This window comes from Salinimicrobium sp. CAU 1759 (assembly GCF_054482715.1).
Map to the genome: position 1 here is coordinate 77,678 of NZ_JBTLRK010000003.1, position 26,450 is coordinate 104,127.

Genomic DNA, 26,450 nt, shown 5'->3' on the forward strand with positions numbered 1-26,450 from the left:
ATGTTTTTTTAGCATATTTGCGCTCATATTATCACAAGACATTCATGAAAAAATTAGGATTATTTTTTATTGCTATTATCACTCTTGCAGCCTGTACTTCAGAAGAAACAAACCTGGAGATCAAGGGAAAAGTTCAGGGGCTTAAAAAAGGAACTTTGTACCTGCAAAAGGTTGAAGACACCAGTCTTATCACTATTGACTCTGTTGTAATGACAGGTAATGAAAATTTCGTTTTTGAAACTTTTATTAAGAGCCCACAGGTTCTATACCTCTACCTTAACAAGAAGGACAATACCATTTATGATGACCGTCTCATGTTCTTTGCCGAACCCGGAGAGATGATCATCAATACCACTTTGAAGAATTTTGAAGGGGACGCAATAGTTGAAGGGTCCGAAAATCAAAAGAAACTCATGGAATATCAGGCTATGATCAACAAGTTCAACACCCGCAACCTGGAACTTATTCAGAAAAGCGTAGCTGCAGAGCAGGAACAGGATCAGGCTACCATAGATTCGGCCAATGCTGCGTATGACCAGCTCATTAGAAGAAGGTACCTCTTCACTGTTAATTTTGCCATGAATAATAAGGATCTTGAAGTAGCTCCCTACCTGGCAATTTCTGAAATTTTTGATGCAAATATCAAATATCTTGACACTATCTACTCTTCCCTTACTCCTGAAGTAAAGGAGTCGCGTTACGGACAAAGTCTCGAAGAGTTCCTGCAAGAACGCAGGGAAATGGAGCAACAGAGCAAAAAAGATTCTGCCACACAAGTATAGGAATATTTCCTTCTAAATAATTCAGATCCCGCTATATGGCGGGATTTTTCTATTTAGGAGAGATGAGGCCTTAGGTATGAGAAGCAACTTGGAATCCTTTATCTTTAGTTCTAATCCTAAATCTTGAATAACAAAAAAGCGCCTTCATTTCTGAAGGAGCTTCTTGAACCGATGGAGGGACTCCCTTCGACTACAGCAGCTAAAAAGTGCTTCCGCTCAGGACAGGCTTCTCGTCCCTCACAACATTGCATAAAAAAACCTCTCAAAAAATTGAGAGGTTTTTAATTTAGAGCCGATGGAGGGACTCGAACCCACGACCTGCTGATTACAAATCAGCTGCTCTAGCCAGCTGAGCTACATCGGCAAATGCTCTTTTTAGAGAGCGTTTATTTTTTCAACAAGATCTCTGGCTTTTACCTCGAGCTCTTTTTCTATACCTCTAAAATGATGTTTTTTATTCTCAACATCTTTTTGATTCATCTTTCCGATCAACTCGTCAAAATCTGAAATTGCCTCGTCGACAATTTCTTCAGACTTAGCCGGATCTTCATTGGGATGTGTCACCTGGTGAAGGTAAGCCGCCTCAATAATATCTCCAAAAACGTAGTTGATATCTCTTTTTAGTGTTCTTCTGTTCGCCATCTTTCGCGTAATTTTTCAGCAGCGAATTTACACTATTTCTTTATTCAAAAAACAGTTTTGATATTTTTTTTTATTCTCCACGGTAGGTGACAAAATTGCGAGGAGTTTCGTAGAGAGTCACTTCCAGGTCAAGATGCGACTCCAGCTCGGCCCTCAACTTCTTCCATATCACTATAGAAATATTTTCGGCCGTAGGATTAAGCTCCTCAAATTCCGGCACTTCAAGATTTAAGTTTTTATGATCAAACGGGACTTCTATTTTTTCGTAGATCAATTTTTTAAGATCTTTAAGGTTTACCACAAATCCGGTTTGAGGATCAACCTCACCTGTAACTGCCACAACCAGCTCATAGTTATGACCATGGTAATTAGGATTATTACACTTCCCAAAGACCCTGGAATTTTTTTCGTCATCCCAATCCTTGCGATGTAGCCTGTGCGCAGCATTAAAATGTGCTTTTCTGTTTACCGTTACCCTCATTGCTTGATATGCTTATAATATTTATCAAAAATGATCTTAAACCAGGCTGTGTAGATATCGGGATTCTTTTTCATATCTTCCTTCAGCTCTTCCAGGCTCACCCATTTATAATCATGGGCCTCATTAGGATTAAGATTTGGTTCTTCATTGTAATGCCCTACAAGAATATGGTCGAATTCATGTTCTGTGAGTCCGTTGTCAAATGGTGCCTTATAGATAAAGGAAATAGTATCTTTAAGATCTGTTGAAAATCCCATTTCTTCCTGCAGGCGACGTTTTCCCGCCTCAATATTAGTTTCCCCTTCCCGTTGGTGGCTGCAACAGGTATTCGTCCACAATCCCGGAGAATGATATTTATCCAAAGCCCGCTGCTGAATCATTAATTCGTTCCTATCATTAAAGACAAAGACCGAAAATGCTCTGTGTAGCAATGCTTTTTCATGAGCTTCCATTTTGGGCATAAGACCTATTTGCTCATCATTTTCATTTACGAGGATTACTTGTTCTTCTTTCATTGCAAAAATTGAGCTTCAAATGTACAAAAACGGTCGGGAAAACACCTTTTTGGGACTTCAGAATTGGCTCTAAAGGAGTGGCTCATCCTATCATCGATTTCACGATCAAATAATTATCTTTGCAGCCTTAATTACGAGTATGAAATTTCAAGAAGAGATCAAGAGAAGAAGGACCTTTGGGATCATTTCCCACCCCGATGCCGGTAAAACCACACTCACCGAAAAGCTGCTGCTTTTTGGAGGTGCGATACAGGAAGCCGGGGCGGTAAAGTCCAATAAGATCAAGAAGGGAGCGACCAGTGACTTCATGGAAATCGAGCGACAGAGAGGGATCTCGGTTGCAACTTCTGTACTTGCTTTCGAATATAAAAAGAATAAGATCAACATTCTCGATACCCCAGGACACAAGGATTTTGCTGAAGATACTTTTAGAACGCTTACCGCTGTTGATTCTGTGATCGTAGTAATTGACGTTGCCAAAGGGGTTGAGGAACAAACAGAAAAGCTGGTGGAAGTTTGCCGTATGCGCAACATTCCCATGATCGTTTTTATAAATAAACTTGACCGCGAAGGAAAGGATGCCTTTGAACTTCTTGATGAGATCGAACAAAAGCTGAACCTTACAGTTACTCCCTTAAGCTTCCCCATTGGAATGGGTTATGATTTCAAAGGGATCTACAACATCTGGGAGCAAAATGTGAATCTTTTTACGGGGGATCCAAGAAAAGACATTGAAGAGACAGTAGAGATCTCCGACCTTTCTTCTGAAAAACTCGACACGCTTATTGGTGAAAAGGCTGCAGGTACTCTGCGTGAGGAACTGGAGCTGGCCCAGGGTGTATACCCCGAATTTGATAAAGAAGCTTATCTCGCCGGAAATCTCCAACCTGTTTTCTTTGGTTCGGCTTTGAATAACTTTGGGGTTAGAGAATTGCTGGATTGTTTTATAAATATCGCCCCTCCTCCCCGCCCGAAGGAGAGCGATATTAGAAAAGTAGAACCTTCCGAAGAAAATTTTACTGGTTTTGTATTTAAGATCCATGCCAATATGGATCCAAAGCACAGAGACCGTTTAGCCTTTATAAAGATCGTTTCAGGAAAATTTGAGAGGAATACGCCTTACCTACACGTGAGGCATAACAAAAAGCTCAAATTCTCCAGCCCTAATGCCTTTTTTGCTGAAAGAAAGGAGATCGTAGATGTTTCTTATCCCGGAGATATCGTAGGACTACACGACACGGGTAACTTTAAAATAGGAGATACCCTGACGGAAGGGGAAGAGTTGCGATATAAAGGAATACCTAGTTTCTCCCCAGAACATTTTCGGTACATCAACAATGCCGATCCTATGAAATCCAAACAATTGGAAAAAGGAATCGATCAACTTATGGACGAAGGAGTAGCTCAGCTTTTTATCCTGGAACTCAATGGTCGAAAGGTAATTGGAACAGTAGGTGCACTGCAGTTTGAGGTGATCCAGTACCGCCTTGAACATGAGTATGGCGCAAAATGTACTTACGAGAACTTAAATGTACATAAGGCATGCTGGGTAGACCCTGAGGATCCAAAAAGTGAAGAATTCAAAGACTTTAAAAGGGTAAAATCAAAATTCCTTGCCTACGATAAACGCGGACAATTAGTTTTCCTTGCCGATTCTGCCTTTTCCCTCCAAATGGCACAGCAGAAATATCCACATGTGAAATTTCATTTTGTGTCGGAGTATAAGTAGAACCTTTAACGAACCTCTAAGTTAATATTCAAAACCTGTAGAGAGCTCTACAGGTTTTTTTTATACTAAAGGAAAGACTAATAAAGTTGAAGAATACCTGTCAAAAATGGCATTTTTTATAAGGTGTTCTGTTCAGGCTTAAAAGCTCCTATTCGTAGTAGACGCCTAAATGATCCTAATTCCCATCCGGTTTTTAGTTTTGCTCCCAAAAGCGACTGTAATAGTCGGTGATCAAATATTTCAGCTTTAAGCCAATTGACTGTTGAAAATATGGTGTGTCTAAAGCTTACGTCTTGAACCTCTATACAATCCGCCTAAGCCAATACTAATATAATGCATGCCGCCGGAATATTCCTGTCCAAATTGTGGGGCAGCGAAACCATATCTAAGTCTAATAAACCAGTAGCTGTATTTCGGACTGTTTGGAGCAAGCAACCCTGTATTCCAGTTAAGCTTGTAATCCAAATTAAAACCTGCAGTATAAGTTGTTGTAAAATCCAGACCGGCATCTTCCACCCCCGGGTTTTGTTCAATATCATATTCGGTAGGGCCAACAGAAGTTGAAGCAATACCTGCAAATGGCGAAATCTTTAATCTTTTATTATCGACAATTGTGTACCCAAGGGAAGCTTCGGGAAGGTAGATTCGAACCTGTGAATCCTTTTCCCATACACCGCCATTGAATGGGCGATCTTCTTTATTAGAGCTGAAACCAATATAGTTCCTAAGATAAAGTGTCCATTTCTTGTATTCAACATCAAAGGCAACGCCCATGGGAATATTATTTTTAAAATTTTCGGAGAGATTGTCGGTAAACAGGCCATACCCGCTAAAAAATTCAAAGGCCAGTCCCCAGTTCGACGAAACATACCTGAATCGAATATTTTCTTTGATATAACTAACGTAGTTACTTTCAGGATATTTGGCAAGGAAGTTATCTGCCAAATTATTTATCCTTTCCTGTTCACTCTGTGGATCTTCGGGATTGGACAGAAGATATTCAAGAAATAATACTAAAAACTCCTGATCTGCAGAAGAGAGTTTGGAACGTTCTATCTCCCATTTTAATACCGGTTTATCTGTATATGTTTTATGCTGAATCTTAGTATATAACATATCGTATTCCGGTTTGATCTGGCGCCCTAGTTTTTCCAGTGCGTTCTCATCAAAGGCAATAATATTATCTATAAGCTCCTCATACTCCTGAGTCCAGTAAAGCAGAAGCCAGTTCTCACCAGGATAAATAGCCAGGTAATCATCATTCTCAACTTCATTAATGAGGTATCTTTTTATCTCCTTTACCTTTTTGAGATCTTCTTCAAGAAATCGATCTAGCAGGAGGCTTCTTCCGCTTGAAATTACTTGAGACTTTGTGCCATCATAATTAAGGATCTCTTGCTGAAGACTGTCATTTTGTGCATGAGAGATAGCAAATGTGAAAAAGAAAAACAGAAGAAGTAAATTTTTAAGCATGTAATCCTGATGTAAATTAAAGTGTGAAGATAATGTTAAATCAACATTCGTGGAATAAGGACAACCAAATTCCATAGAAAAATTTACTCCAGATTTTAAGATACTGTAAAATAGCAAATTCAAAGAAGGACATTAGCACCTGATTCCTGTCTCCAGGATGCAGCGGTTATATCCAGGAGTTCTTGCCCATGCCTCCCATTGTGCCAGCACTCTTCCTGCAAAGCCCTTCCCCTTGCTTTTATTTTTGGTATACATCCTTTTTACTTCTACTGTTTCAGGATCGAAGTATTTAAATGCTCCACAAGCTACGGGAGTTTCGTTTTGGATATAAAACGATCGCGTGCTTTATAGCTGTAAGCTTATTGAACTGGTCAAAAAAAGCATGATCCTCACCATAGGTCACTGCCAAGTGTTTATACAGCTCCTTTACGAGCATAATGAAATCAAGATCTGTATAGGTAGTGCGCTTAATAACCGGCTCGGTCATGTAATGTTGTCTTCTGTAGAGGAGAGTTTTAACCGGACACTAATTCTTGAAAAAATGCCTGTCAAAAATGTCATTTTAGATACTTATTCTTAACGGTCCTTGTACCTCTTCCGTAGACCAGGTAAGCAAGCAATCCTACCAGGGGCACAAAAAACACCAGCATCGACCACAGCATCCCTTCTCTCCCCTTGAATTCTGAGGTAACTATTTCGTACAGAAAATACATCCAGGCAACGAGGAGTCCAAACATAAATGCCTGCCACAAAAAAGCTACAAAAGAAAAGTGCTCCATTTAAATTTTTATTAAGCCTGTCCTGTGGGGCCGAAATTCAGCGGGATATTAGGCTGATCATAATCTTTAATTTCTCCATGAGCTTTTTCAAAACGTTGAACGTTATCTCCCAGGGCTTTTAAAAGACGCTTTGCGTGCTGCGGGGTAAGAATGATGCGCGATTTCACTTTGCTTTTAGGAGTGCCTGGCATTATACTTACAAAATCAACTACGAATTCTGAAACCGAATGGTTAATAATGGCCAGATTCGAATAAGTTCCTTCCGCTACTTTTTCATCTAATTCTATATTGATTTGACCTTTCTTTGGCTTTTTTGGGTTGTTGTTTTGATCGCTCATTTTATATTTTTATTTCATTTAAAAGTACAAAAAAATCCCGACCGCATTGGCCGGGATTTTATTGAATGGAAATCCGGTTGATGGAATTTCCTAGTTATAATTTACTTCCTGCTTTTTCTCAAGCATTTCGTCAAATTCTTCTTTAGAACCAACAATGATATGGTCGTACTCCCTAAGACCGGTACCGGCCGGGATTCTATGTCCAACAATAACATTTTCTTTTAGTCCTTCAAGTTCATCAACCTTACCACTTACAGCTGCCTCATTAAGTACCTTCGTAGTTTCCTGGAAGGATGCTGCAGAAATAAATGATTTGGTTTGAAGTGATGCACGGGTAATACCTTGTAAAACCGGAGTCGCTGTCGCAGGAATTACTTCCCTTGCAGTAACAAGATTCTTATCCTCTCTTCTAAGGATAGAGTTCTCGTCTCTCAAGTCTCTCGGACTAATAAGCTGTCCCGGTTTAAGGTTCTCTGAATCTCCGGCGTCTTCGACAACCTTCATTCCAAAGATCTCGTCATTCTCCTCTGTGAAATCATCCTTATGAACCAATTGGTTCTCAAGGAAGATCGTATCTCCCGGATCAACGATCCTTACTTTACGCATCATTTGTCTTACAACTACTTCAAAGTGCTTATCGTTGATCTTCACCCCTTGCAGTCGGTAAACTTCCTGAACTTCATTCACAAGGTACTGTTGCACAGCACTTGGTCCTTTGATAGAAAGTATATCTTCCGGAGTTACAGATCCATCAGATAGCGGCATTCCGGCACGCACGTAGTCATTCTCCTGAACAAGGATCTGGTTAGAAAGCTTCACAAGATACTTCTTAACTTCTCCCAGCTTGGATTCGATGATGATCTCACGATTACCACGTTTGATCTTTCCGAAAGAAACAACTCCGTCGATCTCACTTACCACAGCAGGGTTAGATGGGTTACGCGCTTCGAAAAGCTCGGTCACCCTTGGAAGACCTCCTGTAATATCCCCGGACTTCGAAGATTTACGCGGGATCTTAACCAGGATCTTACCTACTTTGATCTTCTCGTCGTTGTCTACCATAAGGTGAGCACCAACAGGAAGGTTGTAAGAACGAATTACCTCGTCTTTCTTTCCAAGGATCTGCAGCGTTGGGATAAGCTTTTTGTTACGGCTTTCAGAAATCACTTTCTCCTGGAATCCGGTTTGCTCATCGATCTCCACCTGGTAAGTTACCCCTTGCTCGATATTCTCATACTTGATCTTACCGGCAAATTCTGAAATGATCACCCCGTTATAAGGATCCCACTGGCAAATTACCTCGTCTTTGGAAACTTTGTCTCCATTTTTAATAAATATCTGTGATCCATAAGGAATATTACTCGTACTAAGTACAATTCCAGATTTCTGATCTTTCAGTTTTAATTCTGAAGTTCTTGAAATTACGATCTCCGCCTCACTACCATCAGGAGCTTCTCCTTTAACGGTCTTAAGATCTTCGATCTCTGCAATTCCGGGGAACTTCGCGATCAATTTATTCTCTTCAGAAATGTTTCCTGCAATACCACCCACGTGGAAGGTACGAAGGGTAAGCTGTGTTCCCGGCTCTCCAATAGACTGGGCAGCTACAACTCCAACCGCTTCACCTTTTTGTACCGTTTTGTTGGTAGCAAGGTTACGGCCGTAACATTTCACACAAATCCCTTTCTTAGCCTCACAGGTAAGAGCAGATCTCACTTCAACGCTCTCGATTGGAGCACTGGTGATCTTTCTCACGATATCTTCGTCGATCTCTACTCCCGATGAAACAAGTAGTTCATTGGTCAAAGGATCATACACATCATGAAGGGCAGTTCTACCAAGGATACGCTCTCCTAGTGATTCAACGATCTCTTCATTCTTCTTAAGCGGAGAAACATCTACACCTCTAAGAGTTCCACAATCTTCTTCGTTGATGATCACATCCTGTGATACGTCAACCAAACGACGGGTTAGGTAACCAGCATCGGCAGTTTTAAGAGCCGTATCGGCAAGACCTTTACGTGCACCGTGCGTAGAGATAAAGTACTCAAGGATCGAAAGACCTTCCTTAAAGTTGGAAAGGATAGGGTTCTCGATAATCTCACCACCACCTGAAGTAGATTTCTTAGGCTTCGCCATCAATCCACGCATACCGGTCAACTGACGGATCTGTTCTTTAGATCCCCTTGCACCGGAGTCAAGCATCATGTACACCGAGTTAAATCCTTGCTGATCCTCACGAATACGCTTCATGGCCAATTCCGTTAAGCCGGCGTTCGTAGAGGTCCAGATATCAATAACCTGGTTGTAACGTTCGTTATTGGTAATAAGACCCATGTTATAGTTTCCTATAATACCTTCAACCTGCTCGTTTGCATCGTCTATCATAGACTGCTTTTCTTCCGGAATGATAATATCTCCCAGGCTGAAAGATAATCCTCCGCGGAATGCAAATCCATAACCCATCTCCTTAATAGCGTCAAGGAATTCCGCAGTTTCGGGAACACTTGTCACTTTAAGAATATTACCAATAATGTCACGAAGGGACTTTTTGGTAAGAACCTCGTTCACAAAACCTGCCTTTTCGGGCACGGCCTGGTTAAACAATACTCTACCAACAGTAGTTTCGATGATCTGGTTTACAAGTTCTCCAGCCTCGTTAAAGTCTTTTGTGCGAATCTTGATCATCGCGTTAAGCTCCACTCTCTTCTGGTTATAGGCGATGTTCACCTCTTCTGCAGAATAGAACGTTAGGCCTTCTCCTTTTACAGGTCTTTCTTCAGTTGATTTTCTGGCCTTTGTCATATAATAAAGACCAAGCACCATATCCTGAGAAGGTACAGTAACCGGTGAACCGTTAGCAGGGTTCAAAATATTGTGAGAACCTAGCATTAACAGCTGAGCTTCGAGGATAGCCTCTGGCCCAAGCGGAAGGTGAACAGCCATCTGGTCACCATCAAAGTCGGCGTTGAATGCAGTACACGCTAATGGGTGCAACTGGATCGCCTTACCTTCAATAAGTTTTGGCTGGAATGCCTGGATACCAAGTCTGTGAAGAGTGGGGGCCCGGTTTAGCAACACAGGGTGTCCTTTCAACACATTCTCAAGAATATCCCAAACAACAGGTTCTTTTTTATCTATAATTTTCTTGGCAGACTTTACCGTCTTAACAATACCTCTTTCGATCAATTTTCTAATCACGAAAGGCTTGTAAAGTTCGGCTGCCATGTCTTTTGGAAGACCACATTCGTAGAACTTCAATTCAGGTCCCACAACAATTACCGAACGTGCCGAATAATCCACACGCTTACCAAGCAGGTTTTGACGGAAACGCCCTTGTTTCCCTTTTAAGGAATCGGAAAGGGATTTCAACGGCCTGTTGGAATCAGTTTTTACTGCTGAAGACTTACGGGTGTTATCGAACAACGAATCCACAGATTCCTGAAGCATACGCTTCTCGTTACGAAGGATAACTTCTGGAGCTTTGATCTCCATCAATCTCTTCAAACGGTTGTTACGGATAATTACTCGACGGTAAAGGTCATTTAAATCTGAAGTCGCAAAACGTCCTCCATCGAGCGGCACCAACGGACGTAATTCCGGCGGAATGATTGGAATTACTTTCATGATCATCCACTCAGGACGATTCTCGCGATTTTTGTTTGCATCACGAAGTGCTTCCACAACCTGAAGTCTCTTAAGGGCTTCAGTTTTACGTTGCTTGGAAGTCTCGTTGTTTGCCTTATGTCTCAATTCATAGGAAAGAGAATCAAGATCAATGCGTTGCAAAATATCAATAAGACACTCTGCACCCATTTTTGCAATGAATTTGTTTGGATCGTTTTCATCCAGGTAAAGGTTTTCCTGCGGAAGGGTATCCAAAATGTTCAGGTACTCTTCTTCAGTTAGGAAATCCATTTTCTTCAACGGCGATCCATCCTCATTCTTGGCAATACCCGGCTGAATTACTACGTATCTTTCGTAGTAGATGATCATATCTAATTTCTTAGAAGGCAGACCAAGCAGGTATCCAATTTTGTTAGGTAAAGAACGGAAGTACCAGATATGTGCAACAGGAACTACAAGGTTAATATGCCCTACGCGGTCTCTACGCACTTTCTTTTCGGTCACCTCTACACCACATCTATCACACACGATCCCTTTGTAACGGATCCTTTTGTATTTTCCACAGGCACATTCGTAATCCTTCACAGGACCAAAGATACGCTCACAGAAAAGCCCATCCCTTTCGGGTTTGTGCGTACGATAATTGATAGTTTCAGGCTTCAGAACCTCCCCGCGTGATTCGGCAAGAATCGACTCTGGAGAAGCTAAACCTATAGAGATCTTGTTAAACCTCTGTACTGTATTCTTATCATTATTTCTAGCCATAATAAATGGTGCTATCTAATTATTGTAAATGCTGTGCAGGGTTTGCGGCCCTGCACAACAAAGCTTTATTCTTCTAATCTAATATCTAATCCCAGACCTTTCAATTCGTGCATCAACACGTTGAAAGATTCAGGTAGTCCCGGTTCTGGCATTGGCTCACCTTTTACAATGGCTTCATAAGTCTTGGCTCTTCCTATTACATCATCAGACTTCACAGTTAAGATCTCACGAAGGGTTGCAGAAGCACCATATGCCTCTAGCGCCCAAACTTCCATCTCTCCAAAACGCTGTCCACCAAATTGAGCTTTACCTCCAAGAGGCTGCTGAGTGATCAATGAGTATGGTCCGATAGAACGTGCGTGCATCTTATCATCGATCATGTGACCCAGCTTAAGCATATAGATGACACCAACAGTTGCAGGCTGGTCAAAGCGGTCTCCGGTTCCACCATCATATAGATAAGTGTGTCCGAATCTTGGAATTCCAGCTTCATCTGTCAATTCATTGATCTGGTCTATAGTTGCCCCGTCAAAGATTGGAGTAGCAAATTTTCTACCCAACTTCTGTCCGGCCCATCCAAGTACAGTCTCATAGATCTGTCCAATGTTCATACGTGATGGTACCCCTAGCGGGTTCAACACGATATCAACTGGAGTACCATCTTCAAGGAAAGGCATATCCTCCTGACGAACGATACGGGCAACAATTCCTTTGTTACCGTGACGTCCTGCCATTTTATCCCCCACTTTAAGTTTACGTTTCTTAGCGATGTAAACTTTAGCAAGTTTTATAATTCCTGAAGGAAGTTCATCCCCTACAGAAATAGTAAACTTCTCTCTTCTCAGGTTCCCCTGTATATCGTTCTCTTTGATACGATAGTTGTGAAGAAGATCTGCAACTAAAGCATTGAGGTGATCATCTGTGGTCCAGGTTCCCTGGGTAAGGTGAGTGTAATCATCAACTGCGTTAAGCATTTTTTGAGTGTACTTCTTACCTTTTGGAAGGATCTCCTCACCAAGATCGTTCATAACACCCTGGGCGGTTTTACCACCAATGATCGCGAACAATTTATCTACCAGTTCAGACTTTAAAATGGCAAATTTCGCCTCATATTTTTTCTCAAGTGCCGCAACATCTTCCTTGTCCTGAGCTCTCTTACGCTTATCCTTAATGGCGCGGGCAAACAATTTCTTGTCAATTACCACACCTCTCAAAGATGGAGAAGCTTTAAGAGAAGCATCTTTCACATCCCCTGCCTTGTCGCCAAAGATCGCTCTAAGAAGCTTTTCTTCAGGAGTTGGATCGCTTTCTCCTTTTGGAGTGATCTTACCTATAAGAATATCTCCCGGCTTAACCTCGGCTCCAATTCTTATCATTCCATTCTCATCAAGGTCTTTAGTAGCCTCTTCAGAAACGTTTGGAATGTCATTTGTCAATTCTTCGTTACCAAGCTTGGTATCTCTAACTTCAAGAGAATACTCATCGATGTGAATAGAGGTGAAAATGTCATTTCTCACAACATTTTCTGAGATCACGATCGCATCCTCAAAGTTATACCCTTTCCACGGCATGAAGGCAACCTTCATGTTACGTCCAAGAGCAAGTTCCCCTGCTTCGGTAGCATAACCCTGACAAAGCACCTGTCCTTTACTCACCCGGTCTCCTACTCTAACGATAGGCTTCAGGTTAATAGAAGTACCCTGGTTTGTCTTTCTGAATTTTACAAGCTCGTAAGTTTTGGAATCTGAATCAAAGCTTACCATACGCTCTTCTTCAGTCCTGTCGTACTTAATTACAATCTTTTGTGCGTCAACATACTCTACAGTTCCATCTCCTTCAGCATTGATCAAAACCCGGGAATCTGTAGCAACCTGTCTTTCCAGTCCGGTACCAACGATTGGAGAATCCACCCGTAAAAGAGGTACGGCCTGGCGCATCATGTTCGATCCCATCAAAGCACGGTTTGCATCATCATGCTCCAAAAATGGAATCAATGAAGCTGAAATAGAAGCGATCTGGTTTGGAGCAACATCCATATAGTGAACCTGAGTTGGCTCTACAACAGGGAAGTCACCTTCCTCACGGGCAATTACTCTATCGGCTTCAATCGTACCGTCATCACTCATTGCAATGTTCGCCTGGGCGATCATTTTCTCTTCTTCCTCTTCGGCACTTAGATATCTAGGTTCATCGGTAACGTTAACTTTTCCATTTACCACCTCACGATAAGGAGTTTCAAGGAATCCCATTGAATTCACCTTCGCATAAGCTGAAAGTGAGGAAATAAGTCCAATGTTTGGACCTTCAGGAGTTTCAATAGGACAAAGTCTTCCGTAGTGAGTATAGTGAACGTCACGCACCTCGAAACCTGCTCTCTCTCTTGAAAGACCTCCAGGTCCAAGAGCCGAAAGACGGCGCTTGTGAGTGATCTCTGCAAGCGGGTTCGTCTGGTCCATGAACTGAGACAACTGGTTGGTTCCAAAGAAAGAATTGATCACAGAAGACAAAGTCTTTGCGTTGATCAAATCAATTGGAGTAAATACTTCGTTATCACGAACGTTCATCCTTTCACGGATGGTACGTGCCATACGGGCCAAACCTACACCAAACTGCTGAGACAGCTGTTCACCTACAGTTCTTACACGACGGTTAGACAAGTGGTCAATATCATCAACCTCTGCCTTAGAATTGATAAGCTCAATTAGGTATTTTACGATGGTAATAATATCTTCACGGGTAAGCACCTGCTTATCCATAGCGATATCAAGACCAAGTTTCTTGTTCATTCTGTAACGACCTACCTCCCCAAGATTGTAACGTTGGTCTGAGAAGAACAATTTGTCAATAATTCCGCGTGCAGTTTCCTCATCTGGTGGTTCTGCGTTACGAAGTTGACGGTATATGTGCTCAACCGCTTCTTTTTCAGAGTTGGTCGGGTCTTTTTGTAATGTATTGTGAATAATAGCGTAATCTCCGGTTTGATTATCTTCTTTGTGAAGAAGGATAGTCTTTGATCCGGTTTCTACGATCTCTTCAATATGTTCTTTTTCAAGAACGGTATCACGATCAAGAACGATCTCGTTACGCTCAATTGAAACAACCTCTCCAGTATCTTCATCTACGAAATCTTCATACCAGGTGTTCAATACACGTGCAGCCAGTTTACGGCCAAGGACTTTTTTAAGTCCGGTTTTGGAAACTTTCACCTCTTCTGCAAGGTCAAAGATCTCCAGAATGTCTTTATCGCGCTCAAAACCAATGGCGCGGAAAAGGGTAGTCACAGGTAACTTTTTCTTTCTATCGATATACGCGTACATAACGCTGTTGATATCGGTAGCAAATTCAATCCAGGATCCCTTAAAAGGAATTACACGGGCAGAATAAAGCTTTGTCCCGTTGGCATGGAAGGATTGTCCAAAGAATACTCCGGGAGACCGGTGCAACTGAGAAACTACTACGCGCTCAGCTCCATTGATACAAAAGGTCCCGCTTGGGGTCATGTAAGGAATCGTCCCCAGGTACACATCCTGAACAATAGTTTCAAAATCCTCATGCTCTGGATCTGTACAATAAAGCTTTAACCGTGCTTTAAGCGGTACACTATAGGTCAATCCACGCTCAATACACTCCTGCAGGGAGTATCGCGGCGGGTCCACAAAATAGTCTAAAAATTCTAGTACGAATTGGTTACGGGTGTCCGTAATTGGAAAGTTCTCCATGAAGGTATTATATAAACCTTCATTTCCTCTTTCTTCTGATTTCGTTTCTAATTGAAAGAAGTCCTGGAATGACTTAATCTGGATATCCAGAAAGTCGGGGTAAGCAGGCCTGTTCTTTACAGAAGAGAAACTCAATCTTTCAGTTTGCGTTGCTAACATCAATGGACGGAATTATGTTATTATATAAAAAAGGGTGCGGAAATAAACAGGAAATGTTTATATACGCAAAATGGTTTAGACCTCAGAGAACCTAATCTCCGGGTCTAAACCTATATTTGTCTGTGGGTTTAGCTTACTTAAGCTCAACCTCAGCTCCTGCTTCTTCTAACTGTGCTTTAAGTGCTTCAGCTTCGTCTTTAGAAACTCCTTCTTTAACAGGTTTTGGAGCGTTATCTACCAATTCTTTAGCATCTTTCAAGCCAAGACCGGTAAGTTCTTTTACTAATTTAACTACGGCTAGTTTTGATCCACCCGGAGCTTTAAGGATTACGTCAAATTCAGTCTGCTCTTCAGCGGCTTCTTCACCACCAGCGGCAGCACCACCAGCAACAGCAACAGCTGCAGCAGCAGGCTCAATCCCGTATTCTTCTTTTAAAATATCAGCTAACTCATTAACTTCTTTTACTGTCAAGTTAACCAATTGTTCTGCGAAATCTTTTAAATCTGCCATTTTCTATCGTTTTTAAAATGTAATGTAATTTATGTTTGTTAAAAAGTGCGTACTAAACTATCCTTCTTTTTCAGAAAGGGTTTTAAGAATTCCTGCGATCTTACCACCACCAGATTTAAGTGCCGAAATAACATTTTTGGCAGGTGATTGTAGTAATCCAACAATATCTCCAATAACTTCTTCTTTAGATTTGATGCTAACCAGAGTATCTAGTTTGTCATCTCCAATGAAGATAGCCTCTTCAATAAACGCGCCTTTTAGTAAGGGACGGTCAGATTTTTTTCTGAATTCTTTAATTACTTTGGCCGGTGCATTTCCTGTATCAGAGAACATGATGGAAGTGTTTCCCTTCAAAGTTGAAGGAAGATCTCCAAAATCCTTATCTGAACTCTCCATGGCTTTAGCCAAAAGTGTGTTCTTAACTACCGCAAGTTTTACGTTAGCCTTAAAACAAGCTCTACGTAAGTTTGATGTATTCAAAGCGTTTAAGCCTGAAATATCGGCCAGGTAAATAGTGGTATTATCAGCTAACTGGGCAGTTAAATCTTCAATTACTCTTGATTTTTCTTCTCTTGTCATAATCCAATAATATTATTGCTCAGTGAACCTTTTAGTATCGATCTCAACACTAGGACTCATAGTGCTAGACATGTGGATACTCTTAATATACACACCTTTAGCAGCCGTAGGTTTCAATTTTACCAGGGTAGTTAATAATTCTCTTGCGTTTCCTGCTATTTTATCTGCCTCAAATGAAGCTTTTCCAATACCAGCGTGAACAATACCTGTCTTATCTACTTTGAAGTCGATCTTACCGGCTTTCACGTCAGATACAGCTTTAGCCACATCCATAGTAACAGTTCCGGTCTTAGGGTTAGGCATCAAACCTCTTGGTCCAAGAACACGTCCAAGGGGACCTAATTTACCCATAACACTAGGCATAGTGATGATAACATCAACATCTGTCCAGCCACCCTTGATCTTATCAAGGTACTCATCTAAACCAACATAATCTGCACCGGCTTCTTTAGCTTCTGCTTCCTTATCTGGAGTAACAAGCGCCAAAACCTTCACGTCTTTACCTGTACCGTGTGGTAGGGTAACTACGCCACGCACCATTTGATTCGCCTTACGAGGGTCAACGTTCAAACGAACAGCGATATCCACAGAAGGATCAAAGTTTACGTTGGTAATCTCTTTTATTAAAGCTGAAGCTTCTGCAACCGAATAAGTTTTACCTTTTTCAAGTTTAGACTGTGCTTCCTTTTGCTTTTTAGTCAATCTTGCCATTTTCAATTTCTTTTTGGATTAAAAAGGTGCTTGTCCTTTTACAGTAATTCCCATAGATCTTGCTGTTCCTGCCACCATCTTCATCGCAGACTCAATTGTGAATGCGTTTAGATCCTGCATCTTATCTTCAGCAATGGCTCTTACCTGATCCCAAGAAACACTAGCTACTTTTTTACGGTTTGGTTCACCAGAACCTTTTTTAGTCTTCGCAGCTTCCATGATCTGAACTGCAGCCGGTGGAGTTTTAATTACAAAATCAAAAGACTTATCCTTATAAACTGTAATTACAACAGGCAATACTTTTCCCTGCTTATCCTGGGTTCTTCCGTTAAATTGCTTACAGAATTCCATGATATTAACTCCGGCAGCACCTAAAGCTGGTCCAACCGGTGGTGATGGGTTAGCAGCACCTCCGCGAACTTGTAACTTAACAACCTTACTTACTTCTTTTGCCATTTTATTAATTTTAAGATGATAGTTTTGTTAGTGGAAGCATACTAAAACTATCCAAAAATATATAGTGTAACAGTTATTATACTTTTTCTACCTGCATATAACTAAGCTCTAGCGGAGTCTTTCTACCAAAGATCTTCACCATCACTTCAAGCTTACGCTTCTCTTCATTGATCTTTTCAACTGTTCCATTGAACCCGTTGAAAGGACCGTCAATTACTTTAATAGTTTCACCAATAGTAAATGGAATTGCAACATTGTCTGCTTTCACAGAAAGCTCATCCACTTTTCCTAGCATGCGGTTAACTTCAGATTTTCTTAGAGGTACAGGATCTCCTCCTTTTGTCTCACCTAAAAACCCGATAACACCATTTATAGATTTGATTATGTGAGGGATCTCACCACCAATATTGGCAAGGATCATAACATATCCGGGGAAGTAAACACGTTCTTTATTCACCTTTTTGCCATTCCTAATTTGAATAACTTTTTCTGTAGGCACAAGAACCTGTTCAATAAAATCTTCAAGACCTTCATGAGCGATCTCGCGCTCAATATATTCCTTTACTTTATTCTCCTGTCCGCTTACGGCACGAACTACATACCACTTTTTGTCTTTCACCTCTGCCATAGCAATACTACTTACGATTTAATCCATTCAAAATATTGCTCTATCACACCGCTAAACACAGTATCCACACCCCAGATCAATAATGCAAAAATAATAGAGAACACAGCTACCACTACAGTTAACCTTTGTGCTTCTGCCCAGGTTGGCCAGGTAACGTGATTCTTCAATTCATTATAGGACTCCGAAATGTAATTTGCTATTCCTGCCATGGTATTTAATTTTTCCGCTCAATAAATCTTAAGCGCCGGCTCCCGTTTTACTACCCCTTTCTTTTGGAAGGAATTCGGTGGCCATGTAGTTGATCAATATTGTTTCGAAAAAGAGGTTTTATGCGACCACTCTTTTGTGCACGGGTTGAGAGACTCGAACTCCCGACACCTGGTTTTGGAGACCAGTGCTCTACCAACTGAGCTAAACCCGTAAATACAAGTCAAGGTATTCACCATGGTGAATACCTCAACTTTATAAATTTAGATCCTAATTAATCAAGGATTTCAGTTACCTGACCAGCACCTACAGTTCTACCACCTTCACGGATAGCGAAACGTAGACCAACGTTCATTGCGATTGGCTGGATAAGATCAACAGTAATAGTAAGGTTATCACCTGGCATTACCATCTCAACACCTTCTGGAAGGTTAATAGTTCCAGTTACGTCTGTAGTTCTAACGTAGAACTGTGGACGGTAGTTGTTGTGGAATGGAGTGTGACGTCCACCTTCTTCTTTTTTAAGGATATAAACCTCAGCTTTGAATTTAGCGTGTGGAGTTACAGATCCTGGCTTGGTGATTACCATACCACGAGAGATCTGGCTCTTTTCAATACCTCTTAGAAGGATACCTACGTTATCACCAGCTTCACCTCTATCAAGGATCTTACGGAACATCTCAACTCCTGTAATAGTAGAAGTAAGTTTTCCAGCACCCATACCAATGATCTCTACAGGATCTCCAGTGTTAGCAACACCAGTTTCGATACGACCAGTAGCAACAGTACCACGACCAGTAATAGAGAATACGTCTTCGATAGGCATTAGGAATGGCTTATCAACATCACGCTCTGGAAGCTCGATCCACTCATCAACTGCATCCATAAGCTGCATTACAGTGTCAACCCACTTTTGCTCACCGTTAAGTGCACCAAGAGCAGAACCAGAAATTACAGGCCCGTTGTCACCATCATATTCGTAGAAAGAAAGAAGATCTCTTACCTCCATTTCAACTAGCTCAAGTAGCTCCTCATCATCAACCATATCCACTTTGTTAAGGAATACAACGATTCTAGGAATACCTACCTGACGACCAAGAAGGATGTGTTCACGAGTTTGTGGCATTGGACCATCAGTAGCTGCAACCACAAGGATAGCACCGTCCATTTGAGCAGCACCAGTAACCATGTTCTTTACGTAATCCGCGTGACCTGGACAGTCAACGTGAGCGTAGTGACGGTTAGCCGTTGAGTACTCTACGTGTGAAGAGTTAATTGTAATACCTCTTTCTTTTTCTTCCGGAGCGTTATCAATCTGATCAAAAGATCTAGCTTCTGAATAACCGGCATCAGCTAATACCTTAGTAATAGCTGCTGTTAAAGTTGTTTTTCCGTGATCAACGTGTCCAATTGTACCTATGTTAAGGTGCGGCTTGGACCGATCGTAAGTTTCCTTTGCCATAATTAATACTTATTTAATCTTAGTTATATATTAGTGTTCAATTTTATACAAATCTCAGAGCCAACGACGGGAATTGAACCCGTGACCTCTTCCTTACCAAGGAAACGCTCTACCCCTGAGCTACGTCGGCAAAAAAAGTCACCTCCGTCAAAGCTTGTTTTGGGGAGACAACCTGTTGGACCAAGAGCAGTTGCTAATTCTTTTCTAGCAGAAAATCACGCCCGGGGCGTGAGGTTCTTTCCAGTATTAAAAGAAGCAAACTCCTTTAATATTTCCTTTCCTAAGGAAAGCTTTGAGCGGGAGACCGGGTTCGAACCGGCGACATTCAGCTTGGAAGGCTGACGCTCTACCAACTGAGCTACTCCCGCATTTGGTTCAAGGTTCCAAGTTTAAAGTTCAAGGTTAAAAACCTGAAACCTTAGACCTGAAACTTTGAACCTTGGTGGTGGGGAGAGCAGGATTCGAACCTGCGAAGTTAAAAAACAACAGATTTACAGTCTGTCCTCGTTGGCCGCTTGAGTATCTCCCCAATTTTTACCTTTCAATATTTCAGAGAACCATTGCTTTGGAATGGTTACTTTTTTGAAGCCGCAAATTAATAGAAAATTAATTTACCAACCAAAGCTTTTTAATTCAAAATTTCAAGAACTTTAAAAACCGGTTTTCTGCGGTTTTTCAGAGCCGATGGAGGGACTCGAACCCACGACCTGCTGATTACAAATCAGCTGCTCTAGCCAGCTGAGCTACATCGGCAAAATTCAAAACTTTTTCACAAAAAAAGCCCGCTATTTCTAACGGACTGCAAATGTATAAATTTAAATCTGTTCTCAAAACATTTGAGAAAAATATTTTTATGCTACCTGGGCATTAAATTTCCTCTTGCGTTTTTGAAGCTGCCTTTGCAATGAACTAACACATTCATCCACACCTATTTCGAATTTCCTACCCCTCTTTTTACAAATCAGTTCATCTCCCGGAATACTTAATAAAATTTCCGAAATCTTATTTTCTTTATCACTGGCTTTCTCAACTTTTAAATACACATCGGCATAAATCACGTTGTCGAAATAATTCTCAAGCTTGTCAAGCTTTTTCTGAATGAAGTTTACCAGTTTTTGATCTGCGTGGAAGTTCACGGATTGCACGTTTACTTTCATAAAATAGAAGTTTTAATTAGACATTTCTAAGATCCCTTCTTCTTGTTCCGGGGATGCGCATTCTGGTAGACCTTGTTGAGCTCGGCCATACTGTTATGTGTATAAACCTGAGTGGCAGCGAGACTGGAATGTCCCAGAAGTTCTTTTACAGCATTTAAATGAGCACCCTGGTTCAATAAGTGAGTAGCAAAGGAGTGTCGCAGGATATGCGGACTCTTTTTTAACTTACTCGAGATACCTCTAAAGTAATTATTTATTGTTCGGTAAACAAGGGAATCATACATTTTAACGCCTGCTGCCGTCAGGAAAAAATACCCCTCAGAAATGTCATTTTCCACAGCCTTTCTTTCTTCCAGATATTCCTTCGCGGTGATCTCTACTGTTGACAAAAGCGGAATGAACCTCTCCTTGTTGCCTTTCCCATTCACCTTCAGAATTCCTGAAGAAAGATCCACATCCTGAAGTTTGATCCCTATGAGTTCACTCCGTCTTATTCCGGTAGAATAGAATAGTTCCACCATTAATTTATTCCGCACTTCTTCAAAACCTTCAGCAGGAATTTTTAATAATGCAGTGTCCACCTCAGCCTCCGAAAATGGCACCTGAAGCTTTCTGTTCGTCTTCAACGCCCGGTGCTTTGCCAAAGGAGAGACCTCCAGCTGTTTTGTCTTTTGAAGAAAACGGTAAAAGGCTTTTAGAGATGACATCTTACGATTGATGCTGTTATTAGACAACCCCACCTCTACCAGCTGCACGATCCAGCTTCGCACCTGGGAGTAATTCACCTCTTTTAGATCCTGCTCCCCGTAAGTAGTCTCAACGAAATCTGAAAAAGCCAGGAGATCCGCTCTATATGCTGTGATGGTGTGAACGGAATTCTTCTTTTCCAGCTCGAGATATTGAAAGAAACGCTCGTTTTGATTTTGAGGCATAAAAAAACTGTTGACAAACAAAGTTATTAAACTTTATCTATCAACAGTTAATATTATATACCTAAGAACTCAGGCTTAGGAATAGATTCTAGATCTCTTCCTGATCTCTTAGATGCTGAATGTAAGCAGCTTTTTGGATTTGAGCCCTACGTTCTACTGACGGTTTTGTGAATGCTTGACGATCTCTCAACTGACGCATTGTTCCTGTACGATCAAATTTACGTTTAAAACGCTTCAGCGCTCTATCAATATTTTCTCCGTCTTTAACTGGTATAATTAACATAGTGTCACCTCCTTTCTTTAAAAATTAGGGTGCAAAGATAATTTAAATCTCCACTCCCACAATATTTCAATTATTTTTATTTGAATTTTATTTCAGCCAAGATTAAGCTCCAAATTCCAAGCACCATATTCCAAGTGGTTTGGTTACTAGCTATAAGTCATTGGTTATTGGTATCAGAACTGGTAACTCGCAACTGGCAACCCAAAACCTAACCTTGAACTTTAAACCTTGAACCTTAAACCTACTTGGCTGCCGGCTTATATTCTTTCCCGTCGATCACTGTCTTCGCAATAATCTCCCTAAGGATCTCTGAAGTACCTCCTCCAATAGGCCCTAAGCGACTATCACGCAGAAGCCTTGCCAGCGGGTAGTCCTCCATGTAGCCGTAACCACCAAGGAACTGAAGACACTTGTAGATCACTTCATCAGCAATCTTAGTAGAAAGCAGTTTGGACATGCTCGCCTCCTTCACCACATAAACTCCGCGCTCCATTCTTTCTGCAATAGAATAATTGAACTCTCGTGCCATTTCGACCTCACTCGCCATATCGGCATAAGTATGTCTTAAAGCCTGGAATTTATCAATGGTCGTCCCAAAGGCTTCTCTCTCTTTCATGTACTGCAGCGTATAATCAAGAGCAAACTGGGCACGGGCATGGGCGTTGATTCCCATGATCAACCTTTCAAAGGCAAAGTGCTGCATGATATAGGGAAAACCTTTTCCTTCCTCTCCCATAAGGTTCGAAGCGGGGATCTCCACATTGTCAAAAGCGATCTCTGCAGTGTCTGATGCTCTCCAGCCAAGCTTATCAAGCTTAGTAGCCGATATTCCCGGGGTATCCCTGTCTATAACAAAGATGCTCATCCCTTTGCTCTTCAATTCTGGGTTTGTCTTTGCGGCCACTACCAGATAATCTGAATAGACTCCATTCGTAATAAAGGTCTTGGAGCCGTTGATCACGTATTTATCTCCTTTTTTGACAGCAGTTGTTCTCATGCCTGCAACATCACTCCCGCCCGAAGGTTCTGAAATACACAAACAACCTATCTTCTCTCCACTAATACTCGGTGCAAGATATTTCTGTTTGATCTCCTCATCTCCCTCTTTGGCAAGATGCGTCATTGCCAGATAAGCGTGCGCCCACATAGCCGCCGCAAATCCGCCACTATTGATCTTTTGCAGTTCCTCTAGGAAGATCACGGTATAGAAAATATCCAGGTCAAGCCCTCCATATTCTTCGGAATAATTAAGTCCGAAATATCCCATTTCGCCGAATTTTTCCCAGATAAAGCGTTCAATAGTGCCTGTTTTTTCCCATTTTTCAATGTGAGGCACCACCTCTTTCTGCAAAAATTCCTGAAAGCTTTTGCGGAATAATTCGTGTTCTTCTGTAAAATATCTGCTGTTCATAAATTTATATTCTGAATGTTTTTTAATAAGCTGAAAAAGATTTGGGATTGAGAAAAACTCAGTTTTTCTGGTCGATCGTCAAATATAGGGCAATTCTGTCTAATTTTTCTATGGGAAAATTCCTAATCTGCTCAAGTTCCGTTATATTCTCTATCTCTCCTACCTCTTCACGGTATTTGATAATAGCCCGTGCCTGCTCATAATTGAAAAATGGTAGTTCGGTGAGCTGCATAAGTGTCACTTCGTTGAGATCCAGCTTGTCAAAATCCTTTGTCTTCACCTCAAATCGCAGCAGCGCCCTCTGGACCACTTCGGGAGAAAGGCCATATACATCATAAAGCTGCAAATCTCCCCGAAAGCCACCAAGACTGTTGCGGTAGTTCAGGATCCTGGCAGAGAGTTTTTCTCCAATTCCATTGACTTGCTGTAATTCTTTAGCCGTTGCGGTGTTAAGATCGGCTTTAGAAAGAGGTGCCGAAAATGTCATTTTTGACACCTTATTTTCTTCAGAAGTTTTCTGCCGGAATTCCGGAAATCTAAAGGATGGAGCAAGGATCTTCAGCATAGAATCAGACACTCCTGTAACTTCCTGAAATTCTTCCGCGGAATTTACCCACAAATTTTTCTCCCGATGCTCATGAAGCCGATCAATTTCGGTTACAGACATTCCTAGTAGATAACCTTTATGATCTGAAATGAAATTAGGATTAAAAGGCAGGGTCTCTACCGACTCCTTTTCCGAAGCAACCAGCTTCAAAGAATCTATGGACCGTTGCAATTTTAGAACTATCTCTTCTTCTTGAGGATCTATAGGTTCATCCGCAGAAAAAGGATAAAAGAAATAAATTAGTTGAAGTACAACTATGATAGCTACTAAAACAAAGATCCCATTTTGCTGACTTCTATTGAAAACAAAATGGGATCTCCAGTTATTCATGTATGTGATTTAAGCTTAAGAAGCTTTTTTCACACGCTCCCTTTCGGGCTTGTGAAATAATTCTCCGGCTTTTAATTTCCTGGAGTATTCTCTTAGATCTTTTCTCACTTCACCGGACATAATGTAAAGACCGATAATATTAGGGAAGGACATCGCCAGGATCATCATATCTGAGAAATCCAGAACGGCTCCTAGACTTACTGAAGCTCCAACTACTACGAACACAAGGAAAAGGGCCTTATAGATCAATTCCATCTTCTTGCTCTTTCCAAAAAGGTAAGTCCAGGCTCTCATTCCGTAGTAAGACCAGGAGATCATTGTCGAAAAGGCAAAAAGGAAAACAGCTGCTGCCAGCACGTATGGGAACCACGAGATCACACTTCCAAAGGCAGTAGAAGTTAATTCAACCCCTCCTACTCCTTCTACTTCGTGCATACCTGTAAATATCAGTACAAGAGCAGTAAGTGTACACACCACTACTGTATCGATAAAAGGCTCAAGCAAGGCCACAAAACCTTCAGACGGCGGATTGTTGGTCTTAGCTGCCGAGTGGGCAATAGCTGCAGATCCAACCCCTGCTTCATTTGAAAAGGCTGCTCTCTGGAAACCGACGATCAATACACCAATTACCCCACCTTTCAAAGCGCTCGGGCTAAAGGCTCCATCCCAGATCGCTGCAAACGCAGGACCAATATTCTCAATATTTACTCCAATTACAACCAGGGCACCAAGAATATAAACAGCTGCCATGATCGGAACTATCTTTCCGGTCACTTTAGCGATGCTGCTTATTCCTCCAATAATTACTATTCCAACAAGAATAGCGACTACAACTCCAAAGAGGAATCCATTTCCAACAAGAGCAGGAAACTCTCCCGCAAGGATGACAAAGGATTGATTCGCCTGGAACATATTACCACCCCCAAAGGAGGCACCAATTGCCAATATAGCGAAGAATACAGCCAGGAACTTTCCAAATCCTGCCATGTTTCTTTTTTCAAGTCCGTATCTCAAGTAGTTCATTGGACCACCAAAGACACGACCTTCAGAATTTATAAATCTATATTTCACCCCAAGGGTACACTCTACAAATTTGGAAGACATTCCAAGAAGTCCTGCAACGATCATCCACATAGTGGCACCGGCACCTCCCAAAGAAATTGCTACTGCCACCCCGGCGATATTACCTAAACCTACAGTTCCAGAAACTGCTGTTGCCAAAGCCTGGAAGTGAGTAACCTGTCCAGGAGCGTTTGGATCATCATATTTCCCTTTTGCAAGATCCAGAGCGTGTTTAAATCCTCTAATATTGATGAAGCCCATTCTAATAGTAAAGAACAGCGCTCCCAGCACCAGCCATATAACAATAAAAGGAATATCTTTTTGCTGCAGGTCCCCGTTAGGGTGCAATAAAGGAATTGGCTCATCATATTTAATGGCTGCAAGATATTGTGCTCCCTGTTCTATTATGTGTTCTACATTCTCAGAATTGTAAATAACTCCCCCTTCTTCAACTAAATATTCGAGGGTTCCATTGGCATTTGCATAGGCAGTTGATTCTTCAACCCCATCCTTGACGACTACGGCAATAGGCTCACCCTCTTCTACGCGGGCTCCTTCAGGTTTCAGCCATTGTTCGAGAACATATCGCCCCTGGGCTTGAGCTTCCCAATTTGGAGCTGCTACCCTTTTCATATCAGCATAAACTACAGGATCATATATCCCGATAGCCGAAAATGGATCCCAGAACAAAACGCTTCCCATACTGGCCACAATTGGCGCGAAGGTACCGTTGAAATGTTCTGTGATAGCTTCTGCAGGCACTTCAAAAGTTTTGGTGATACTATTGTTTGCTGCATCTGTCACAGTAACTGTATATTCCACACCTTCCACAAGAGCTCCTGCACGGGATGCATCGAGAGGAGTGCTTTGGTTGGACCACTTGTACTGATATGGAGGAGTTCCTCCGGTGACTTCAAGTTCAACTAAACCATCATTGATGACCTTGGATGGATTCTCCACCTGGACATCCACCTGCATATCCTGCGCATAAGTCGTCAAAAAGAAAACAGAAAATAATAATGAAAGTATCGACTTTCTCATATAAGAATTTTAGAATAATATTTAATGGAATTTTCGGCGAAGCAAGATGCTAAAAATATTAACG

The 26,450-nt window shown here is 41.5% G+C and carries 25 protein-coding genes and 6 tRNA genes; 2 read left to right on the forward strand and 29 right to left on the reverse strand.

The window, feature by feature from the left end; all coding sequences use genetic code 11:
- Positions 1–44: 44 nt before the first annotated feature.
- Positions 45–782, forward strand: a complete 738-nt coding sequence (locus tag ACXYMT_RS13590; protein WP_459059654.1) for a DUF4369 domain-containing protein — start codon at positions 45–47, stop codon at positions 780–782.
- Positions 783–1,072: 290 nt separating this feature from the next.
- On the opposite strand, the gene ACXYMT_RS13595 is transcribed toward ACXYMT_RS13590, so the two are convergent.
- The 4 genes from ACXYMT_RS13595 to idi form a co-directional block, all read right to left on the reverse strand.
- A tRNA-Thr gene (locus ACXYMT_RS13595) sits at positions 1,073–1,146 on the reverse strand.
- An 11-nt stretch (positions 1,147–1,157) separates the two neighbouring features.
- Positions 1,158–1,424: a hypothetical protein gene (locus ACXYMT_RS13600; protein ID WP_459059655.1), complete on the reverse strand. Its 267-nt coding sequence runs from the start codon at positions 1,422–1,424 to the stop codon at positions 1,158–1,160.
- A gap of 70 nt (positions 1,425–1,494) precedes the next feature.
- Positions 1,495–1,905, reverse strand: coding sequence for a 6-pyruvoyl trahydropterin synthase family protein (locus ACXYMT_RS13605; protein WP_459059656.1), 411 nt, complete (start codon positions 1,903–1,905; stop codon positions 1,495–1,497).
- The gene (idi, locus tag ACXYMT_RS13610; RefSeq protein ID WP_459059657.1) at positions 1,902–2,420 is read right to left on the reverse strand and encodes an isopentenyl-diphosphate Delta-isomerase; all 519 of its coding nucleotides are present in this window, start codon (positions 2,418–2,420) and stop codon (positions 1,902–1,904) included. The genes ACXYMT_RS13605 and idi overlap by 4 nt, the downstream gene beginning before the upstream one ends.
- A gap of 139 nt (positions 2,421–2,559) precedes the next feature.
- Between idi and ACXYMT_RS13615 the strand changes: the two genes are divergently transcribed.
- Complete coding sequence (locus ACXYMT_RS13615; RefSeq protein WP_459059658.1) at positions 2,560–4,149, forward strand: peptide chain release factor 3; 1,590 nt, start codon at positions 2,560–2,562, stop codon at positions 4,147–4,149.
- A 279-nt stretch (positions 4,150–4,428) separates the two neighbouring features.
- On the opposite strand, the gene ACXYMT_RS13620 is transcribed toward ACXYMT_RS13615, so the two are convergent.
- The 25 genes from ACXYMT_RS13620 to ACXYMT_RS13740 all read right to left on the reverse strand — a co-directional run bounded on the left by ACXYMT_RS13620 (position 4,429) and on the right by ACXYMT_RS13740 (position 26,386).
- Entirely contained in the window at positions 4,429–5,622 is a 1,194-nt protein-coding gene (locus ACXYMT_RS13620) for a hypothetical protein (protein WP_459059659.1), read from the reverse strand.
- Positions 5,623–5,754: 132 nt separating this feature from the next.
- A complete protein-coding gene (locus ACXYMT_RS13625; RefSeq protein WP_459059924.1) occupies positions 5,755–5,949 on the reverse strand; it encodes a GNAT family N-acetyltransferase in 195 nt (64 codons plus the stop codon).
- Positions 5,912–6,109, reverse strand: coding sequence for a hypothetical protein (locus ACXYMT_RS13630; RefSeq protein WP_459059660.1), 198 nt, complete (start codon positions 6,107–6,109; stop codon positions 5,912–5,914). Before ACXYMT_RS13630 ends, ACXYMT_RS13625 begins: the two co-directional genes overlap by 38 nt.
- A gap of 70 nt (positions 6,110–6,179) precedes the next feature.
- Complete coding sequence (locus ACXYMT_RS13635; protein ID WP_459059661.1) at positions 6,180–6,401, reverse strand: PLDc N-terminal domain-containing protein; 222 nt, start codon at positions 6,399–6,401, stop codon at positions 6,180–6,182.
- Positions 6,402–6,412: 11 nt separating this feature from the next.
- Positions 6,413–6,739 carry a DUF3467 domain-containing protein gene (locus ACXYMT_RS13640; RefSeq protein ID WP_459059662.1) on the reverse strand — a complete coding sequence of 109 codons (327 nt, stop codon included), beginning with the start codon at positions 6,737–6,739 and terminating at the stop codon, positions 6,413–6,415.
- A gap of 90 nt (positions 6,740–6,829) precedes the next feature.
- A complete protein-coding gene (gene rpoC, locus ACXYMT_RS13645; RefSeq protein ID WP_459059663.1) occupies positions 6,830–11,131 on the reverse strand; it encodes a DNA-directed RNA polymerase subunit beta' in 4,302 nt (1,433 codons plus the stop codon).
- A 65-nt stretch (positions 11,132–11,196) separates the two neighbouring features.
- Entirely contained in the window at positions 11,197–15,009 is a 3,813-nt protein-coding gene (gene rpoB / locus ACXYMT_RS13650) for a DNA-directed RNA polymerase subunit beta (RefSeq protein WP_459059664.1), read from the reverse strand.
- Positions 15,010–15,142: 133 nt separating this feature from the next.
- Positions 15,143–15,520 (reverse strand): 50S ribosomal protein L7/L12, encoded by a 378-nt coding sequence (rplL, locus tag ACXYMT_RS13655; RefSeq protein ID WP_459059665.1) that lies wholly within the window; start codon positions 15,518–15,520, stop codon positions 15,143–15,145.
- 57 nt (positions 15,521–15,577) lie between these two features.
- Complete coding sequence (gene rplJ, locus ACXYMT_RS13660) at positions 15,578–16,099, reverse strand: 50S ribosomal protein L10 (RefSeq protein WP_459059666.1); 522 nt, start codon at positions 16,097–16,099, stop codon at positions 15,578–15,580.
- 12 nt (positions 16,100–16,111) lie between these two features.
- Entirely contained in the window at positions 16,112–16,810 is a 699-nt protein-coding gene (gene rplA, locus ACXYMT_RS13665) for a 50S ribosomal protein L1 (RefSeq protein WP_324721507.1), read from the reverse strand.
- Positions 16,811–16,828: 18 nt separating this feature from the next.
- Positions 16,829–17,266, reverse strand: a complete 438-nt coding sequence (rplK, locus tag ACXYMT_RS13670; protein WP_324721506.1) for a 50S ribosomal protein L11 — start codon at positions 17,264–17,266, stop codon at positions 16,829–16,831.
- Between the two features lie 76 nt (positions 17,267–17,342).
- Positions 17,343–17,894: a transcription termination/antitermination protein NusG gene (gene nusG / locus ACXYMT_RS13675; RefSeq protein ID WP_324721505.1), complete on the reverse strand. Its 552-nt coding sequence runs from the start codon at positions 17,892–17,894 to the stop codon at positions 17,343–17,345.
- Positions 17,895–17,905: 11 nt separating this feature from the next.
- Positions 17,906–18,103, reverse strand: coding sequence for a preprotein translocase subunit SecE (gene secE / locus ACXYMT_RS13680; protein WP_168025835.1), 198 nt, complete (start codon positions 18,101–18,103; stop codon positions 17,906–17,908).
- A gap of 139 nt (positions 18,104–18,242) precedes the next feature.
- Positions 18,243–18,315 (reverse strand) — tRNA-Trp (locus ACXYMT_RS13685).
- A 60-nt stretch (positions 18,316–18,375) separates the two neighbouring features.
- The gene (gene tuf, locus ACXYMT_RS13690; RefSeq protein WP_459059667.1) at positions 18,376–19,563 is read right to left on the reverse strand and encodes an elongation factor Tu; all 1,188 of its coding nucleotides are present in this window, start codon (positions 19,561–19,563) and stop codon (positions 18,376–18,378) included.
- A gap of 58 nt (positions 19,564–19,621) precedes the next feature.
- Positions 19,622–19,693, reverse strand: a tRNA-Thr gene (locus tag ACXYMT_RS13695).
- Between the two features lie 165 nt (positions 19,694–19,858).
- Positions 19,859–19,931, reverse strand: a tRNA-Gly gene (locus ACXYMT_RS13700).
- Positions 19,932–20,006: 75 nt separating this feature from the next.
- Positions 20,007–20,092 (reverse strand) — tRNA-Tyr (locus tag ACXYMT_RS13705).
- Positions 20,093–20,242: 150 nt separating this feature from the next.
- Positions 20,243–20,316 (reverse strand) — tRNA-Thr (locus ACXYMT_RS13710).
- Positions 20,317–20,414: 98 nt separating this feature from the next.
- Positions 20,415–20,720, reverse strand: coding sequence for a ribosome hibernation-promoting factor, HPF/YfiA family (gene hpf, locus ACXYMT_RS13715; protein ID WP_324721503.1), 306 nt, complete (start codon positions 20,718–20,720; stop codon positions 20,415–20,417).
- Between the two features lie 26 nt (positions 20,721–20,746).
- The gene (locus tag ACXYMT_RS13720; protein ID WP_459059668.1) at positions 20,747–21,652 is read right to left on the reverse strand and encodes a tyrosine-type recombinase/integrase; all 906 of its coding nucleotides are present in this window, start codon (positions 21,650–21,652) and stop codon (positions 20,747–20,749) included.
- An 88-nt stretch (positions 21,653–21,740) separates the two neighbouring features.
- Entirely contained in the window at positions 21,741–21,935 is a 195-nt protein-coding gene (gene rpsU / locus ACXYMT_RS13725) for a 30S ribosomal protein S21 (RefSeq protein ID WP_029035711.1), read from the reverse strand.
- Between the two features lie 241 nt (positions 21,936–22,176).
- On the reverse strand, positions 22,177–23,346 hold the full coding sequence (locus ACXYMT_RS13730; RefSeq protein ID WP_459059669.1) for an acyl-CoA dehydrogenase family protein: 1,170 nt from the start codon (positions 23,344–23,346) through the stop codon (positions 22,177–22,179).
- Between the two features lie 58 nt (positions 23,347–23,404).
- Entirely contained in the window at positions 23,405–24,283 is an 879-nt protein-coding gene (locus ACXYMT_RS13735; RefSeq protein ID WP_459059670.1) for a ComEA family DNA-binding protein, read from the reverse strand.
- A 15-nt stretch (positions 24,284–24,298) separates the two neighbouring features.
- Positions 24,299–26,386, reverse strand: coding sequence for an amino acid carrier protein (locus ACXYMT_RS13740; RefSeq protein ID WP_459059671.1), 2,088 nt, complete (start codon positions 26,384–26,386; stop codon positions 24,299–24,301).
- Positions 26,387–26,450 lie beyond the last annotated feature (64 nt).

Excerpts from the sequence above, each read along its gene's own strand:
- ACXYMT_RS13590 (WP_459059654.1), top strand. The coding sequence starts at position 45 with ATGAAAAAATTAGGATTATTTTTTATTGCTATTATCACTCTTGCAGCC.
- ACXYMT_RS13600 (WP_459059655.1), bottom strand. The coding sequence starts at position 1,424 with ATGGCGAACAGAAGAACACTAAAAAGAGATATCAACTACGTTTTTGGA.
- ACXYMT_RS13605 (WP_459059656.1), bottom strand. The coding sequence starts at position 1,905 with ATGAGGGTAACGGTAAACAGAAAAGCACATTTTAATGCTGCGCACAGG.
- idi (WP_459059657.1), bottom strand. The coding sequence starts at position 2,420 with ATGAAAGAAGAACAAGTAATCCTCGTAAATGAAAATGATGAGCAAATA.
- ACXYMT_RS13615 (WP_459059658.1), top strand. The coding sequence starts at position 2,560 with ATGAAATTTCAAGAAGAGATCAAGAGAAGAAGGACCTTTGGGATCATT.
- ACXYMT_RS13620 (WP_459059659.1), bottom strand. The coding sequence starts at position 5,622 with ATGCTTAAAAATTTACTTCTTCTGTTTTTCTTTTTCACATTTGCTATC.
- ACXYMT_RS13630 (WP_459059660.1), bottom strand. The coding sequence starts at position 6,109 with ATGACCGAGCCGGTTATTAAGCGCACTACCTATACAGATCTTGATTTC.
- ACXYMT_RS13635 (WP_459059661.1), bottom strand. The coding sequence starts at position 6,401 with ATGGAGCACTTTTCTTTTGTAGCTTTTTTGTGGCAGGCATTTATGTTT.
- ACXYMT_RS13640 (WP_459059662.1), bottom strand. The coding sequence starts at position 6,739 with ATGAGCGATCAAAACAACAACCCAAAAAAGCCAAAGAAAGGTCAAATC.
- rpoC (WP_459059663.1), bottom strand. The coding sequence starts at position 11,131 with ATGGCTAGAAATAATGATAAGAATACAGTACAGAGGTTTAACAAGATC.
- rpoB (WP_459059664.1), bottom strand. The coding sequence starts at position 15,009 with ATGTTAGCAACGCAAACTGAAAGATTGAGTTTCTCTTCTGTAAAGAAC.
- rplL (WP_459059665.1), bottom strand. The coding sequence starts at position 15,520 with ATGGCAGATTTAAAAGATTTCGCAGAACAATTGGTTAACTTGACAGTA.
- rplJ (WP_459059666.1), bottom strand. The coding sequence starts at position 16,099 with ATGACAAGAGAAGAAAAATCAAGAGTAATTGAAGATTTAACTGCCCAG.
- rplA (WP_324721507.1), bottom strand. The coding sequence starts at position 16,810 with ATGGCAAGATTGACTAAAAAGCAAAAGGAAGCACAGTCTAAACTTGAA.
- rplK (WP_324721506.1), bottom strand. The coding sequence starts at position 17,266 with ATGGCAAAAGAAGTAAGTAAGGTTGTTAAGTTACAAGTTCGCGGAGGT.
- nusG (WP_324721505.1), bottom strand. The coding sequence starts at position 17,894 with ATGGCAGAGGTGAAAGACAAAAAGTGGTATGTAGTTCGTGCCGTAAGC.
- secE (WP_168025835.1), bottom strand. The coding sequence starts at position 18,103 with ATGGCAGGAATAGCAAATTACATTTCGGAGTCCTATAATGAATTGAAG.
- tuf (WP_459059667.1), bottom strand. The coding sequence starts at position 19,563 with ATGGCAAAGGAAACTTACGATCGGTCCAAGCCGCACCTTAACATAGGT.
- hpf (WP_324721503.1), bottom strand. The coding sequence starts at position 20,720 with ATGAAAGTAAACGTGCAATCCGTGAACTTCCACGCAGATCAAAAACTG.
- ACXYMT_RS13720 (WP_459059668.1), bottom strand. The coding sequence starts at position 21,652 with ATGCCTCAAAATCAAAACGAGCGTTTCTTTCAATATCTCGAGCTGGAA.
- rpsU (WP_029035711.1), bottom strand. The coding sequence starts at position 21,935 with ATGTTAATTATACCAGTTAAAGACGGAGAAAATATTGATAGAGCGCTG.
- ACXYMT_RS13730 (WP_459059669.1), bottom strand. The coding sequence starts at position 23,346 with ATGAACAGCAGATATTTTACAGAAGAACACGAATTATTCCGCAAAAGC.
- ACXYMT_RS13735 (WP_459059670.1), bottom strand. The coding sequence starts at position 24,283 with ATGAATAACTGGAGATCCCATTTTGTTTTCAATAGAAGTCAGCAAAAT.
- ACXYMT_RS13740 (WP_459059671.1), bottom strand. The coding sequence starts at position 26,386 with ATGAGAAAGTCGATACTTTCATTATTATTTTCTGTTTTCTTTTTGACG.